Below are 13,408 nucleotides of genomic sequence, written 5' to 3'. Positions count from 1 at the left end.
ACAAATGAAAATCCAATCGACTATCCGCGCCGTATCGCTCGCAGGTCTGTGCGCCGCCATGTTGTCAGCCTGCGTCGTTGAACCGGGACGGCCGCCGCAGCCGGAGCCGCTTGTCGAGGTGGTGCCGGCCGCGCCCGCCCCAGGCTATCACTGGGTGAAGGGCCACTATCGCTGGGAAGGCAATCATTGGGCGTGGGTGCCGGGACACTGGGTGGGCTGATCGCGGTACTACGCATGCACGGATCTCGCGTCGACCCGATGATAATTGCGGCCGTAATAGATCAGTGCATCGCCGCCGACACGGGTGTGCGCGGCCATCACTGCGCAAAAGAACACCGTATGCGTGCCGACTTCCATCACCGATTCGATCTCGCAGTCAAGTGAGGCGAGCGCGCCATGCAGAACCGGCGCGCCTGTCACGAGCGTGTCCCATTGCGCGGCGGCGAAGCGCTCAGTCATCGGCAGCGAGCCCGTGGCGAAATGCGCCGCAAGGGCTTGCTGATCCGCGCTCAGTACATTGACGCAGAGCGTGCCGTTTGCGCGGAAGGCCGCGTTGTTGCGGCTGCCGCGATTGATGCAGACGAGCAGGATAGGGGGCTCATCCGTCACGCCGCATACCGCCGAGGCCGTACAGCCGGCGAGGCCGGCGGCGCCATCGCTGGTGATGATGTTGACGGCGGCGCCAAGGCCGGCCATGGCGTCGCGAAAGGTTGTCTTGTCAAGCATGGGGATCGGTGTCTCTGGAGCGGAACTGGGCCGCCGTGTGGTTGGCAGGCAAACGCGCATGACCGAACAGTTTTTCGCGCAAAGTGCCGTCGCGATACGCATGCTTATAGGCGCCCCGTTCCTGCAAAATCGGCACCACCAGTGCAATGAAATCGTCGAAGCACTCCGGCGCGACGGTGCGCGACAGATTGAAACCGTCCACGCCGGTTTCTTCGGTCCATGCAATGAGTTCGTCAGCAATATGCTCGGCCGAGCCGACGAGCGGCGCCTGACGGCTGCCGAGCACCATCTGTTCGAGTAGCTTACGTTTGGTCCATTGCGGGCCGGCGGCGCGCGTCATGGCTTCGACGTTCGACACAATGGCCTGGCTCTTGCCAGTCTCGATGGGCTCGTCGAGGTCATAGCGCGCGAAGTCGATACCGAGCGACGCCGCCGCATGCACGAGCGCCGCCTCGGCGCTCACGTAATGCCGGTACTCGGCGTATTTCTCCTGCGCTTCGCGATCCGTGCGGCCCGTGATGACGGTTTGCCCGAGCAGGACCTTGATATCGCCCGCATCGCGCCCGCGCGCCACGGCGTGAGCGCGAATATCGTCGACGATGGCTTTCACGGCGGGCTTCGCCTGGCCGTTGACGAACACGCACTCGGCGTGCGCCGCGGCGAACTGTTTGCCGCGCGCTGACGAGCCGGCCTGATAGAGCACGGGCGTGCGCTGCGGCGACGGCTCGCTCAGATGCATGGCGTCCACCCGATACTGCTTGCCGTGATGATGAATCACGTGGACTTTCGACGCATCCGCGTAGATCCCTTGCACTGTGTCACGCAGCACCGCATCGTCTTCCCAACTGCCTTCCCACAGTTTGTAGACGAGTTCCATATATTCGTCGGCGAGATCGTAGCGATCGTCGTGGGCCATTTGCCCGGTCAGGCCGATCGCGCGTGAAGCACTGTCCAGATAGCCCGTCACAATGTTCCAGCCGACCCGGCCGCGCGTCAGATGATCGAGCGTCGACATGCGCCGGGCGAACAGATAGGGCTGCTCGACCGTGAGATTGGACGTGACGCCGAACGACAGATGGCGCGTGACAGCAGCCATGGCCGGAATCAGCAGCGTCGGGTCGTTCACCGGCACCTGCACGGCGCCGCGAATCGCCGCGTCGGGATTGCCGCCGTAGACGTCGTAGACGCCCGCCACATCCGCGAAAAAAATGCCGTCGAACAGACCCGCCTCGAGCGTGCGCGCGTAGTCGGTCCAGTACTGAAGATCGGTATAGCGGGTGGACTGATCGCGCGGATGAGTCCACATGCCTTGCTGGATGTGGCCGACGCAGTTCATGTCAAACGCGTTGAGAACGATTTCCTTCGGCATGGTGTCTTCCGGCTGAGGTGGACGAATGCTTACGGCTGGCGCGCCAGGTTGCATGACTGCGCCACGATCGTTCGTTTAATATAGTGGACGAAAAACCACTATGCAAGACATTGATTTTGTCCCTTATTTGCCCTTTAATGGTTGCTCACTTTTAGCGATTTCGATCTTTCCATGTCCGAATCCTCCGCTATCGATTTGACCCAGGCGATTTCTTCGCGCGTGAAGACTGAGCGTGAGGCGCGTAACTGGTCGCTGAGCGAATTGGCGGAGCGTTCGGGCGTATCGAAGGCGATGATCAGCAAGATCGAACGAGGCGAGGCGAGTCCGACCGCGACGGTGCTGGGGCGTCTTTCGGGGGCCTTCGGTTTGACGTTGTCGACCTTGCTGGCGCTGGCGGAGCAGACCGGTGAGCGATTGGTGCGGCATGCCGGGCAACCGGTGTGGCAGGACCCTGAAACGGGTTATACGCGGCGGCGGATTTCGCCCCCTACGGGTGGGGTGCTCGAGTTGCTGGAGATCGCGTTACCCGTGGGGGTGCGGGTGCCTTATCCGCCGGATGCCTTTGTGTTTCAGCATCAGCAGATCTGGGTGACGAAAGGGGTGCTCACTTTTCGTGAGGGGCAGCAGGTGTATCAGCTTGCAGAAGGGGATTGCTTGCAGCTTGGCGCGCCGGTTGAATGTGAGTTCTTCAACGGCGGAGACACGGTATGTTGCTATGTGGTCGGCCTGGTTCGACGGTGACGGTTTCAAATACCAGGACAGTGCGAGGACGATAGGCACCGCCGCAGATTCACGCTTGCGGCGCTACCCATCGCAACCTGTAGTCATTGATCAATCGTCAAGCGCGATCAACCCCCACCGCCACCGCCTTGCGTGCCGAGCGTCAGCTTGTTGTTCACCGATTTCACGCCTGCCACGCCCTTGGCTATTTCCTCCGCTTGCGGGATCTGCGCGCCATCGGGCACCGTTCCAGTCAACGTCACCGCGCCACCGCGCGCCCGGACAAACACGTTCGACACATCAAAACCCTGCGCTTTCGCCAAAGCCTTGCGCACGTCCAGACCCAGCTTGCGGTCCACTTTCTTGACGACTTTAGGATTGGTAGACGGCGCCTCCATGCTGCCCGACGCCATCGCATCGCTCGATTGGGCATAGGCACTGGACGCAGTCGCCACACACAATGCGATGCCGAGCGCCTTCAATAGATTGACTGTTTTCACGTTTTCTCCATTCCTCGAAAAGTTGATTTCGAATCGTTGCATGCCAAAAACCACGCGCCTGCAAGCACTTTGCCGCCCGCATGGAGCACCCTGTCTTGTAGAAGAGTGACGCCGTGAAGCTCCCAGCGCGCTTAAACAATACTCCAGCAAACGCGCGAGTGCTGAAAAAACTGACCTCTCCGCCCGTTGCCCGATTCGCCTATCATGGCGGCTTCGATCATCAAAGGCGCACCGAAGATGTCTGATGGCGTACAGCAACAACTACACAAACCCCGCACGGAAGCAGCAGCATCGTCGATCGATTACGGCTTGTGGGCACTGACCTTCAGCTACGTGCTCAGTCAGTTTTTCCGCAGTTATATCGCCGTGATCTCCACCCAGTTGATAGGTGATTTCCACTTCTCGCCGCAAATGTTTGGCTGGTTTGCGGGCTCGTTCTTTCTCGTCTTTGCGATCGCGCAACTGCCGGTCGGCATCATGTTCGACCGCTACGGCGTGCGCGGACCCACCGCGCTTCTGATGGGCATCGGCGCCGCGTGCGCGGGCATCCTGTCGATCACGACGAGCGCAACCGTTGCGCTCGTCGCGCAAGCGGGCATCGGACTCGGTTGCGCGCCCATCTTCATGGGGCTCCTCAATTACGTATTGCGTACCGGCCACGGCACGCGCAATGTGCGCGCCGTCACGACGGCGAGTGCGATCGGCATGGCGGGCGCGTTGCTGGCCGCGTTTCCGCTGAGCCGCGCCACGGCCAGCTTCGGCTGGCGTCCGGTGATGGTCACTGCTGCGCTCGCCATGCTATGCGCGACGCTTGGCGTCGTGTGCTGCGTGCGGCGGCGGGATGCCGCCGCGCATGAGCAACACCTCGCTGCGTCACAACACGCGGCAGGCGCCGTGAAACGGTACACCGGTTTCTGGACCTTGATGCCGGCTTGCCTCGCGCTCTCGGTCGGCAGCACGTTCCGTACGTCATGGGGCGGGCCGTATCTTGCCGACATCTACGGCTTCGATGTCATCGCGCGCGGCAATGCAATGACCGTTACCAGCGTGATCGGGATCGCCGCATCGTTCTGTATTCCCGTGGCCGTGCGGTTCTGTGCGCCCAAGCTTATTTCGCTGCTGTGGCTGATCGCCGGGGTGCTGGCGGCGCTCGTGCTCGCGGTCAGCCCGGGTGGCAACTGGGTCGTCAGTGTCGCGTTGATATGCGTGTTGTTCTCGGTCGGCTCGATCCATCCGCTCGTAATGTCGCAAGCGCGCGCCATCATTGCGCCGCACCGCATCGGGCTCGGTTTGGGCCTGCTCAACAGCCTGGTTTTTCTCGGCGTGGCGCTGACCAGCAGTTGTTTCGGCTGGATCGCGGGTGCCGCAAAACAGGCACATCTATCGAACGCGGGGATTTACGCGGCGCTGTTCGCGGTGACCGTCGTGCCGCTCGCGATCGGCGCGGTGATTTATTTTTTCAGCCCGGTAGTGGCCGCGCCGAAAGAAGAAGTCTGAGCGACTGTTTGCGTTTGTCTATAATTCCGCAGCCCAGATCACCCTCGATCCGGGCCACGGTTTGTCCTTCAGATGGTACCGTTTCGCAGGAGCGCGTTTCATTTTGAGCAAAACCCATCACAGCCCGATCGATAATCCGGCCGACGGTCCGAGCGCAGGCGACGCTGCGCACACACCCGTTGCATCCGCCGGGGGAAATACAGTCCTCGCGAGCCGGACGGCGCAAGAGGCGCACAAGGACGACCGGCATTTCGTCACGGCACTCGCGCGCGGGCTCGAAGTGCTGGCGTGTTTTCGCTCGGGCGACAAATCGCTGAGCAATCAGGAACTCGCCTTGCGTTGCAAGCTGCCGAAATCGACGGTATCGCGCCTGACCCATACACTCACGCTGCTCGGCTATCTGATTCATCTGAAAGAGAGCGGCAAATATCGGCTTGGCACGGCTTCGCTTGCGCTGGGCAGCGCGATGCTGGCGCGGCTCGATGTGCGCAAGATTGCCCGGCCGGTGATGCAGGAATTGGCCGACATCGTCGGCGCAACCGTGTCGTTAGGGACGCGCGACCGGCTCTCGATGATCTACGTGGAAAATTGCCGAGCCTCGGTTGCGCTCACGCTGACGCTGGAAGTCGGTTCGCGTATTCCGGTCGCCACGTCGGCGATTGGCCGCGCGTGGCTCGCGGCGATCCCGGAGCACGATCGTCTCAGCTTCATGGAGCAGGTGCGTGAGCTCGATCACGTGGCGTGGCCGAAAACCCGTCGCGGCATTGAGAATGCACTCGAAGATTACCGCACGCTCGGCGTGACGACTTCGTTCGGGGACTGGCAGAAAGAGGTGAACGGCATCGCGCGCGCTTTCCAGCCGGGCGGCGAGCTGCCGATCATGGCGATCAATGTCGGCGGCCCCGCATTCAAGCTCTCGAAGGAATTCCTTCTTGAAGAAGTGCGGCCACGCCTGATCGACGTGGTGACGCAACTGGAAATCGCGCTGTCGCATTGAGGGGTGTGAAGCCGCATCGAGACGCACATCGAGCCGCAGCACTCAGAACCAGCGAGGCGCCATGCTGAGCGTCGTATCGTCGAGACTGCGCAGCATGGCAAGCATCAGCGAAACGCGCGGCAATTCCCAACGGAAGAACCATTGGCACGCATGCAGCTTGCCGCGATAGAAGTCACCGTCGGCTTCGCTCGTAGCTCCAGGTAGCGCGGCGCTCGCAACGATCGCCTGCCGCAACCACGTCCACGCAATCACGATATGGCTGAACGCTTCGAGAAAAGCATTCGCGTTGGCAAGCGCGCGTTCGCTTTCGCTGGCCAGCGTGGGCAATAGCGCTTCGACCGTACTGGTCAACTCGTTCCATGCTTTGCTGAGCGAATCGGCATGCGCTTGCAGCGCCGCATGAGCCTGCGCCGATTCAACGCTACGTTGTATTTCGCGCTCCAACTGTTTGAGCGCGGCGCCCTGTTTCATCACCACTTTGCGGCCGAGCAGATCGAGCGCCTGGATACCGTGCGTGCCTTCGTGAATCATGTTCAGGCGGTTGTCGCGGTAGAACTGCTCGACCGGATATTCGCGCGTATAGCCGTAACCGCCGTGAATCTGGATCGCCAGGCTATTCGCTTCGAGACACCACTGTGACGGCCACGACTTCACAACAGGTGTCAGCAGATCGAGCAGCAGGCCCGCTTCAGCGCGCGCCGTGTCGCTCTCACCAGTGTTCTGTTCGTCGACGAGACGCGCCGCGTACAGGCACAGCGCGTAGGCACCTTCCACATAGGCTTTTTGTGCGAGCAGCATGCGGCGCACGTCGGCATGTTCGATCAGCGGTAATTGCGGATCGAGCGGGTTCTTGTTGTCGGGCCGCCGCCCCTGTGGACGCTCGCGTGCGTAATCGAGCGACGCCAGATAGCCACGATAGCCGAGCATCACCGCACCGAGGCCGACGCCAATGCGTGCCTCGTTCATCATGTGGAACATGTAAGCGAGACCATGATGCGGTTCGCCCACCAGCTCGCCAATGCACTCGCCGCGTTCGCCGAACGACAGCATCGTCGACGTGGTGCCACGCCAGCCCATCTTGTGAATCAGCCCCGCGAGCGCGACGTCGTTGCGCGCGCCGAGGCTGCCGTCGCCATTCACGTGGAACTTCGGCACCGTGAAGAGCGAGATGCCTTTGACACCCGGCGGCCCGCCGGGAATGCGCGCCAGCACCAGGTGGACGATGTTCTCGCTCAGTTCGTGATCGCCGCCCGAAATAAAAATCTTGTTGCCGCGAATCGAATAGGTGCCGTCGTCGTTGGGCGTCGCACTGGTGACGAGATCCGAGAGGCTCGAGCCCGCTTGCGGCTCGGTCAGCGCCATCGTGCCGAACGCGCGGCCTTCGAATAACGCCTGCAGATACTTGCGCTTCTGCGCGGCGCTGCCGAAACGTTCGATCACGTTCGCATTCGCCGTGGTCAGCATCGCGTAAGACGAGGTGGCGATGTTGGCGCTCTTGAAGAGTGACAGGCACGCGAAGGAGATTACCGAGGGCAACTGCATGCCGCCCCATTCGTAATCTTTGCCCGCGGCGAGGAAGCCTGTGGAGCGGAACGCGTCGAGTGCGTCCTTCACCTCGGCGGGCATCGTGACGCGTTGACCATCGAATTGCGGCTCGTGCTCGTCCGAGAGGCGATTGTGCGTCGCGAACTTTTCGGCGGCGACCGCATGCGCGGTTTCGAGTGCCGCATTGAAGGTCTCGCGGCTATGGTCCGCGTGGCGCGCGCGCTGCGTGAGCGTCTCGGCCTCGAGCACTTCGAACAACTGGAATTCCAGATCACGCGAGTTGATGATCAGCGCATCTTGCATGGGAGAAGACCCGTCCAAAGGTGAGCCGCTATGCAGAACAACTACGCGAAACGCGCGGAAACCCACGAAATCGCATAGACGCGGCTCGATTGAAAAGTGCGGCATTCGGGTAAGTCCCGATGATCCGCCCATCGACGATGCGTGTCAGTTTAAATCAAAAGTGAATGAGCGTGCTTTTATTTACACAGCGAATTTCGGCACGTATGATGGTCAGAAAATCCGGAATAGAAGTCTGCATTGCAGAACAACTTGGAGGAGCGGCGTAATGTCTGTGAAAGACCTGTTTCAACTGGACGGCAAGGTTGCACTGATCACCGGAGGCTCTCGCGGGCTAGGCCTGCAAATGGCCGAGGCGCTGGGAGAAATGGGTTGCCGCGTGGCGATCACCGCACGCAAGGCCGACGAACTTGCCGAGGCGAAAACGCATCTGCAAAGCCGGGGTATCGAGGTGCAGACGGTGGTCAACGATCTGCAGCGCTTCGAGGGGATTCCCGGTCTCGTGGATGAAGTGCTCGGCCTGCATGGCAGCATCGACATTCTCGTGAACAACGCGGGCGCGACGTGGGGCGCACCCGCCGAGGACTATCCCGACGAAGCGTGGCACAAGGTGATGAACCTGAACGTTCATGCGCCGTTTTTCGTCGCTCGCGAAGTCGGCAAGCGCAGCATGATCCCGCGCCGTGCCGGCAAGATCATCAACATCGCCTCGGTGGCGGGCCTGAAGGGTTCGCCGCCCGGCATGAACACGATTGCGTACAACACGTCCAAGGCCGCGGCGATCAACTTCACGCGGGCGCTCGCGGCGGAATGGGGCAAGTACAACATCAACGTCAACGCGATCTGCCCGGGCTTTTTCCCGTCGAAGATGTCGGCAGGGTTGCTCGATAAACTCGAAAGCACCATCGTCTCGCGCACGCCGCTGCAGCGTCTCGGCGGCGACGAGGATCTCAAAGGCCCGGTCGTGTTTCTCGCGAGCGAAGCGTCGCGCCACATCACGGGCCAGTATTTCGCGGTGGATGGCGGGTCGATCATTGTCTGACCAAGGAGACGCCGCATGGATTTTCAGCACTCGGACAAGGTCAAGAGTTTGCAGCAGCGCCTGAACGCTTTCATGGACGAGTACGTGTATCCGGCCGAGGCGATCTTCGAAGCGCAGATGGACGCCGCGCGCGAATCGGGTAACCGGTGGCAGCCCGCGCCGGTCATCGAGGAATTGAAACAGAAGGCGAAGGCCGTAGGTTTGTGGAACCTGTTCCTGCCCGAGTCGAAATACGGTGCGGGGCTCACCAACCTCGAATATGCGCCGTTGTGCGAAATCATGGGGCGCTCGCATATCGGTGCGGAGCCGTTCAACTGCTCGGCGCCCGACACGGGCAACATGGAAACGCTGGTGCGTTACGCCACGCCCGAGCAGCAACAGCAATGGCTGCTGCCGTTGCTCGACGGCACGATCCGCTCGGCCTTTGCGATGACGGAGCCGGACGTGGCCTCGTCGGATGCGACCAATATCGAAGCGCGCATTGAACGCGACGGTGACGATTACATTCTGAACGGCCGCAAATGGTGGACCTCGGGCGCGAACGATCCGCGCTGCAAGGTCCTCATCTTCATGGGCAAGTCCAATCCGGATCACACCAACCGGCACCAACAGCAGTCGATGATTCTGGTGCCGATGGACACGCCGGGCGTGAAGGTGCTGCGTCACCTGCCGGTATTCGGTTATGACGACGCCCCGCACGGCCAGGCCGAAATCTCCTTTGAAAACGTGCGGGTGCCGGCCAGCAATATGTTGCTCGGCGAGGGCCGTGGCTTCGAGATCGCACAAGGGCGGCTCGGACCGGGCCGCATCCATCACTGCATGCGTTTGATCGGACGCGCTGAGCGCGCGCTCGAAGCGATGGGCCGCCGCTCGCTGGACCGCGTAGCGTTTGGCCGGCCGATCGCCGACCAGGGTGTCACGCGTGAACGGATCGCGAATGCACGCATCATGATCGACCAGACACGTTTTCTGGTGCTGAACGCGGCGTACAAGATGGATACGGTCGGCAACAAGGACGCGCGTCAGGAGATCGCCATGATCAAGGTGGCCGCGCCGAACATGGCGTGCCAGGTGATCGACTGGGCCATGCAAGTACACGGCGGCGGCGCGGTCAGCGACGACTTTGGCCTCGCGCGCGCGTATGCCAGTTCGCGCACGCTGCGGTTTGCGGACGGCCCCGACGAAGTGCACCGTAACGCCATCGCAAAGATGGAGCTTGGGCGCCACCTCGGGCGTCTATGAAGCCCCTGACTTGCCGGATTCCTTTGGTTCATTAACCAGCCGCGTCCTTTATGCGGCGGATGTCAACGAAGCGCGCACCATCCGTGTGAAACGCGCACAGACAGTAAGGCAGGAGACGCCTATGAACGAACGCCATTACCCGAATTGGCCGCCGCAAGTGCCAAAGCATCTGACGCTGCCCGAAACCAACATTTTCTATAACGCCGAGGTGTCGGCGGCGCGTTTTCCTCATAAGCCGTTCATCATCTTCTACGACACGCCGGTTACGTTCGGCGAGTTCAAGGACGAAACCGAGCGCATCGCCGGATTTCTTCAGCAGGAGTGCCACGTCAAGGCGGGCGATCGTGTGCTGCTCTACATGCAGAACAGCCCGCAATGGATCATCGCTTACTACGGGATCCTGCGTGCGAACGCCGTCGTGGTGCCGGTCAATCCGATGAACATGAGCGGCGAGCTGGCTCATTACGTCGAGGACAGCGGGGCGACCACGATCATCGCGCCGCAATGCCTGTTCGCGAACGTCGAGCCGCTGATCGGCGCCGGCCCCGGTCAAGGCATCGAGCATGCAATCGTCGCGACGTATAGCGATTACCTGAAGCGGCCATCGCCGTTTCCCGTGCCGGAATTCGTGGCGGCGCCGCGCAAGACCTTCGATATTCCCGGCGTCACGCCCTGGTATGAGGTGCTCGAACGGCATACCGCACCCGGGCCGCTCACCACCGGTCCCGACGATCTGTGCGTGATGCCGTACACGTCCGGCACCACCGGCAAGCCGAAAGGCTGCATGCATACGCACCGCAGCGTGATGAGCACGCTGCTTGGCGGCTGCGTCTGGTTCTCGGCGCCATCGGACGGTGTTTTTCTATCGGTCTTGCCGTTCTTTCACGTGACCGGCATGCAGGGCGGCATGAACAGCGCGGTGTTCTCGGCCGCCACGATCGTCGTGTTGCCGCGTTGGGATCGGGAAGCCGCGGCGCTATGCATGCAGAAGTATCGCGTGACCGCGTGGCAGTCGATCACCGCGATGATGGTCGACTTTCTGTCGAACCCGAAGCTCCGCGATTACGATCTGTCGAGCCTGACGGGCGCGCGGGGCGGCGGCGCGGCGATGCCGGACGCGATTGCCAGAAAGCTCAAGTCGCTGACCGGGCTCGATTACGTCGAAGGCTATGGCATGTCCGAGACGATTGCGGGCACGCACATCAATCCGCCGCATCGGCCGAAGCCGCAGTGCCTGGGCATTCCGGTGTTCGACGTGGACTCGCGCGTAATCGATCCGGTCACGCTGCAGGAACTATCGCAAGGCGAGACCGGTGAGATCGTCGTGAACGCGCCGCAGGTGATGCAAGGCTATTGGCGCAATCCCACGGCGAATGAGGAAGCGTTTATCCAACTCGACGGCAAGCGTTTTTTGCGTACCGGCGACCTCGGCCATATCGACGAGGACGGGTATTTTTTCATGACCGATCGCCTCAAACGCATGATCAACGCATCCGGCTACAAGGTCTGGCCCGCTGAAGTCGAGGCGCTGATGTACCGGCATCCCGCGATTCAGGAGGTGTGCGTGATCGGCGTGAAGGACGCGAAGCGCGGCGAGACGGTCAAGGCGCTGGTGGTGCCCGCCGCGGCGCATGCCGGTACGATCAGCGAGCAGGAAATCATCGACTGGTCCCATGAGCAGATGGCGTCTTACAAGGCGCCGCGCATTGTCGAGTTCGTGACGTCGCTGCCCAAGTCGGGGAGTGGCAAGATTCTGTGGCGCAAGTTGCAGGAAGAGGATGCGGCCCGCACGGCCGCAGCCAATGAGCGCAACGGCAGCAACGGCAGCACCGGAGGCGCCTCGTCATGACATGGCTCGACGCACTGCTGGACGAACCGTTCGTCTGCATCACCGACATGCTCCGCCGCTTCGCTAAGGAGCGCGGCGAACACGCCGCGTTGATCTGCGACGGCGAGGTCGTGACTTACGGCGCGCTGGACGCACGAGTCGATCGTTTTGCCGCCGCATTGCAGCGCGACGGCATCAGGCCTTGCGATGCGATTGCGTTATGCGCGGCCGCCTCGGTGGAATATGCCGTGGCGTTTCTCGGCGGCCTGCGCGCAGGGGCGGTGGTGGCGCCGCTCGCGCCGTCGTCGAGCGCGGCGAGTCTCGTCAGCATGATCGGCAATTCGGGCGCACGGTTGTTGTTCCTCGATGCCGACGTCCAGCGTCTGCTCGAACCCGTGGCTGCGGAGATCAGCGCAATTCCTGTGGCGCTCGATGCGCACGCAGGCAGCACCGCGCTTGAAGCGTGGCTCGCGCCCAGGGGCGCCACGCCTGAACCGGTGGCGATCGATCCGGCGTGGCCGTTCAACATCATCTATTCGTCAGGCACCACGGGCACGCCGAAAGGCATCGTGCAGTCGCACGGCATGCGCTGGGCCTACGCGGCGCGCAGCATTCAGCGCGGCTATAGTCCTGACGCCACGACGCTGATCTCTACACCGTTGTATTCGAACACGACGCTCGTGAGCTTCATGCCGACGCTGACATTCGGCGGCACCGTGGTGTTGATGCCGAAGTTCAACGCCACACGTTATCTGGAGCTGGCGCAGCAGTACCGCGTCACGCACACGATGCTGGTGCCGGTCCAGTACCAGCGCTTGATGGCGCATCCGGACTTCGACCGTTACGACCTCTCCAGCTTTCAGGCCAAGTTCTGCACCAGCGCGCCGTTCGCGGCGAGCGTGAAGGCGGACGTGTTGCGCCGCTGGCCGGGCAAGCTCACTGAGTACTACGGCATGACCGAAGGCGGCGGCTCGTGCCAGTTGGAGGCCGACGAATGTCCCACCAAGCTGCATACGGTCGGGAAACCGGTGGAAGGTCACGATATCCGCCTGATCGACGAACTCGGCAACGAGGTGGAGCCAGGCGAGGTGGGCGAGATCGTCGGCCATTCGCCGGCGATGATGACCGGCTACTACCGTCAACCGGACAAGACGGCCGAGGCGGAATGGTATGACACGAGCGGCAAGCGCTTCATTCGCACGGGCGATATGGGCCGCTTCGATGCAGACGGGTTTTTGACGCTGCTCGATCGCAAGAAGGACATGATCATTTCGGGGGGCTTCAACGTTTATCCGAGCGACCTGGAGACTGAACTGCGCTCGCATCCCGACGTGGCGGATGCGGCCGTGGTGGGCGCGCAATCGGAGCAGTGTGGCGAGACACCGGTGGCGTTCGTGGTGCGCAGGCCAGAAGCACTAACCGACGCCGACACGCTGCTTGCGTGGGTCAACGCGCGGCTGGGAAAAATGCAGCGGCTCTCTGCGCTGACGTTCATCGACACCTTGCCGCGCAGTCCGATCGGCAAGGTGCTGAAACGGGAATTGCGCGAGCAGTACTATCCCGCCGCGCGCTAGCGTGGAGTAGCAACGCGCCAGAACATCTCTGACTACACCAACCGTCAATGGGGCAAATGGGAGAGGGC

12 protein-coding genes are annotated in these 13,408 nt (G+C 62.0%); 8 read left to right on the top strand and 4 right to left on the bottom strand.

Going from position 1 to position 13,408, the window contains the following annotated elements:
- The first annotated feature begins 4 nt into the window (after nt 1-4).
- Nucleotides 5-220, top strand: a complete 216-nt coding sequence (locus tag GNZ12_RS16915) for a YXWGXW repeat-containing protein (RefSeq protein ID WP_172311692.1) — start codon at nt 5-7, stop codon at nt 218-220.
- An 8-nt stretch (nt 221-228) separates the two neighbouring features.
- Here the strand turns inward: GNZ12_RS16915 and GNZ12_RS16910 are convergent, their stop codons facing one another.
- Complete coding sequence (locus GNZ12_RS16910) at nt 229-726, bottom strand: flavin reductase (protein WP_172311690.1); 498 nt, start codon at nt 724-726, stop codon at nt 229-231.
- A complete protein-coding gene (locus GNZ12_RS16905) occupies nt 719-2,095 on the bottom strand; it encodes an LLM class flavin-dependent oxidoreductase (protein WP_172311688.1) in 1,377 nt (458 codons plus the stop codon). Before GNZ12_RS16905 ends, GNZ12_RS16910 begins: the two co-directional genes overlap by 8 nt.
- 171 nt (nt 2,096-2,266) lie before the next feature.
- On the opposite strand from GNZ12_RS16905, the gene GNZ12_RS16900 reads away from it, so the two are divergent.
- Nucleotides 2,267-2,836, top strand: coding sequence for a helix-turn-helix domain-containing protein (locus GNZ12_RS16900; RefSeq protein WP_172311686.1), 570 nt, complete (start codon nt 2,267-2,269; stop codon nt 2,834-2,836).
- Nucleotides 2,837-2,943: 107 nt separating this feature from the next.
- Here GNZ12_RS16900 and GNZ12_RS16895 read toward each other — a convergent pair whose 3' ends face one another.
- Nucleotides 2,944-3,315 carry a BON domain-containing protein gene (locus GNZ12_RS16895; RefSeq protein ID WP_172311684.1) on the bottom strand — a complete coding sequence of 124 codons (372 nt, stop codon included), beginning with the start codon at nt 3,313-3,315 and terminating at the stop codon, nt 2,944-2,946.
- A 204-nt stretch (nt 3,316-3,519) separates the two neighbouring features.
- Here GNZ12_RS16895 and GNZ12_RS16890 point away from each other — a divergent pair, with 204 nt between their 5' ends.
- Complete coding sequence (locus GNZ12_RS16890; RefSeq protein ID WP_172311682.1) at nt 3,520-4,812, top strand: MFS transporter; 1,293 nt, start codon at nt 3,520-3,522, stop codon at nt 4,810-4,812.
- Nucleotides 4,813-4,915: 103 nt separating this feature from the next.
- Entirely contained in the window at nt 4,916-5,809 is an 894-nt protein-coding gene (locus GNZ12_RS16885; protein WP_216673238.1) for an IclR family transcriptional regulator, read from the top strand.
- Between the two features lie 42 nt (nt 5,810-5,851).
- On the opposite strand, the gene GNZ12_RS16880 is transcribed toward GNZ12_RS16885, so the two are convergent.
- Entirely contained in the window at nt 5,852-7,657 is a 1,806-nt protein-coding gene (locus tag GNZ12_RS16880) for an acyl-CoA dehydrogenase (protein WP_172311680.1), read from the bottom strand.
- A 265-nt stretch (nt 7,658-7,922) separates the two neighbouring features.
- Between GNZ12_RS16880 and GNZ12_RS16875 the strand changes: the two genes are divergently transcribed.
- From GNZ12_RS16875 to GNZ12_RS16860, 4 genes are all read left to right on the top strand, one after another.
- On the top strand, nt 7,923-8,696 hold the full coding sequence (locus GNZ12_RS16875) for an SDR family oxidoreductase (RefSeq protein WP_172311678.1): 774 nt from the start codon (nt 7,923-7,925) through the stop codon (nt 8,694-8,696).
- A gap of 15 nt (nt 8,697-8,711) precedes the next feature.
- Nucleotides 8,712-9,938, top strand: coding sequence for an acyl-CoA dehydrogenase family protein (locus tag GNZ12_RS16870; RefSeq protein ID WP_172311676.1), 1,227 nt, complete (start codon nt 8,712-8,714; stop codon nt 9,936-9,938).
- Between the two features lie 121 nt (nt 9,939-10,059).
- Entirely contained in the window at nt 10,060-11,787 is a 1,728-nt protein-coding gene (locus GNZ12_RS16865; protein WP_172311674.1) for a long-chain fatty acid--CoA ligase, read from the top strand.
- Nucleotides 11,784-13,340, top strand: coding sequence for a class I adenylate-forming enzyme family protein (locus tag GNZ12_RS16860; RefSeq protein ID WP_172311672.1), 1,557 nt, complete (start codon nt 11,784-11,786; stop codon nt 13,338-13,340). Before GNZ12_RS16865 ends, GNZ12_RS16860 begins: the two co-directional genes overlap by 4 nt.
- The last annotated feature ends 68 nt before the right edge of the window (nt 13,341-13,408 follow it).

Origin of the sequence: Paraburkholderia solitsugae (assembly GCF_013177695.1) — a bacterium.
Taxonomy (GTDB): Bacteria; Pseudomonadota; Gammaproteobacteria; order Burkholderiales; family Burkholderiaceae; genus Paraburkholderia; species Paraburkholderia solitsugae.
This window is presented reverse-complemented; position numbering and strand designations above follow the sequence as displayed.

Excerpts from the sequence above, each read along its gene's own strand:
- GNZ12_RS16915 (WP_172311692.1), top strand. The coding sequence starts at position 5 with ATGAAAATCCAATCGACTATCCGCGCCGTATCGCTCGCAGGTCTGTGC.
- GNZ12_RS16910 (WP_172311690.1), bottom strand. The coding sequence starts at position 726 with ATGCTTGACAAGACAACCTTTCGCGACGCCATGGCCGGCCTTGGCGCC.
- GNZ12_RS16905 (WP_172311688.1), bottom strand. The coding sequence starts at position 2,095 with ATGCCGAAGGAAATCGTTCTCAACGCGTTTGACATGAACTGCGTCGGC.
- GNZ12_RS16900 (WP_172311686.1), top strand. The coding sequence starts at position 2,267 with ATGTCCGAATCCTCCGCTATCGATTTGACCCAGGCGATTTCTTCGCGC.
- GNZ12_RS16890 (WP_172311682.1), top strand. The coding sequence starts at position 3,520 with ATGGCGGCTTCGATCATCAAAGGCGCACCGAAGATGTCTGATGGCGTA.
- GNZ12_RS16880 (WP_172311680.1), bottom strand. The coding sequence starts at position 7,657 with ATGCAAGATGCGCTGATCATCAACTCGCGTGATCTGGAATTCCAGTTG.
- GNZ12_RS16875 (WP_172311678.1), top strand. The coding sequence starts at position 7,923 with ATGTCTGTGAAAGACCTGTTTCAACTGGACGGCAAGGTTGCACTGATC.
- GNZ12_RS16870 (WP_172311676.1), top strand. The coding sequence starts at position 8,712 with ATGGATTTTCAGCACTCGGACAAGGTCAAGAGTTTGCAGCAGCGCCTG.
- GNZ12_RS16865 (WP_172311674.1), top strand. The coding sequence starts at position 10,060 with ATGAACGAACGCCATTACCCGAATTGGCCGCCGCAAGTGCCAAAGCAT.
- GNZ12_RS16860 (WP_172311672.1), top strand. The coding sequence starts at position 11,784 with ATGACATGGCTCGACGCACTGCTGGACGAACCGTTCGTCTGCATCACC.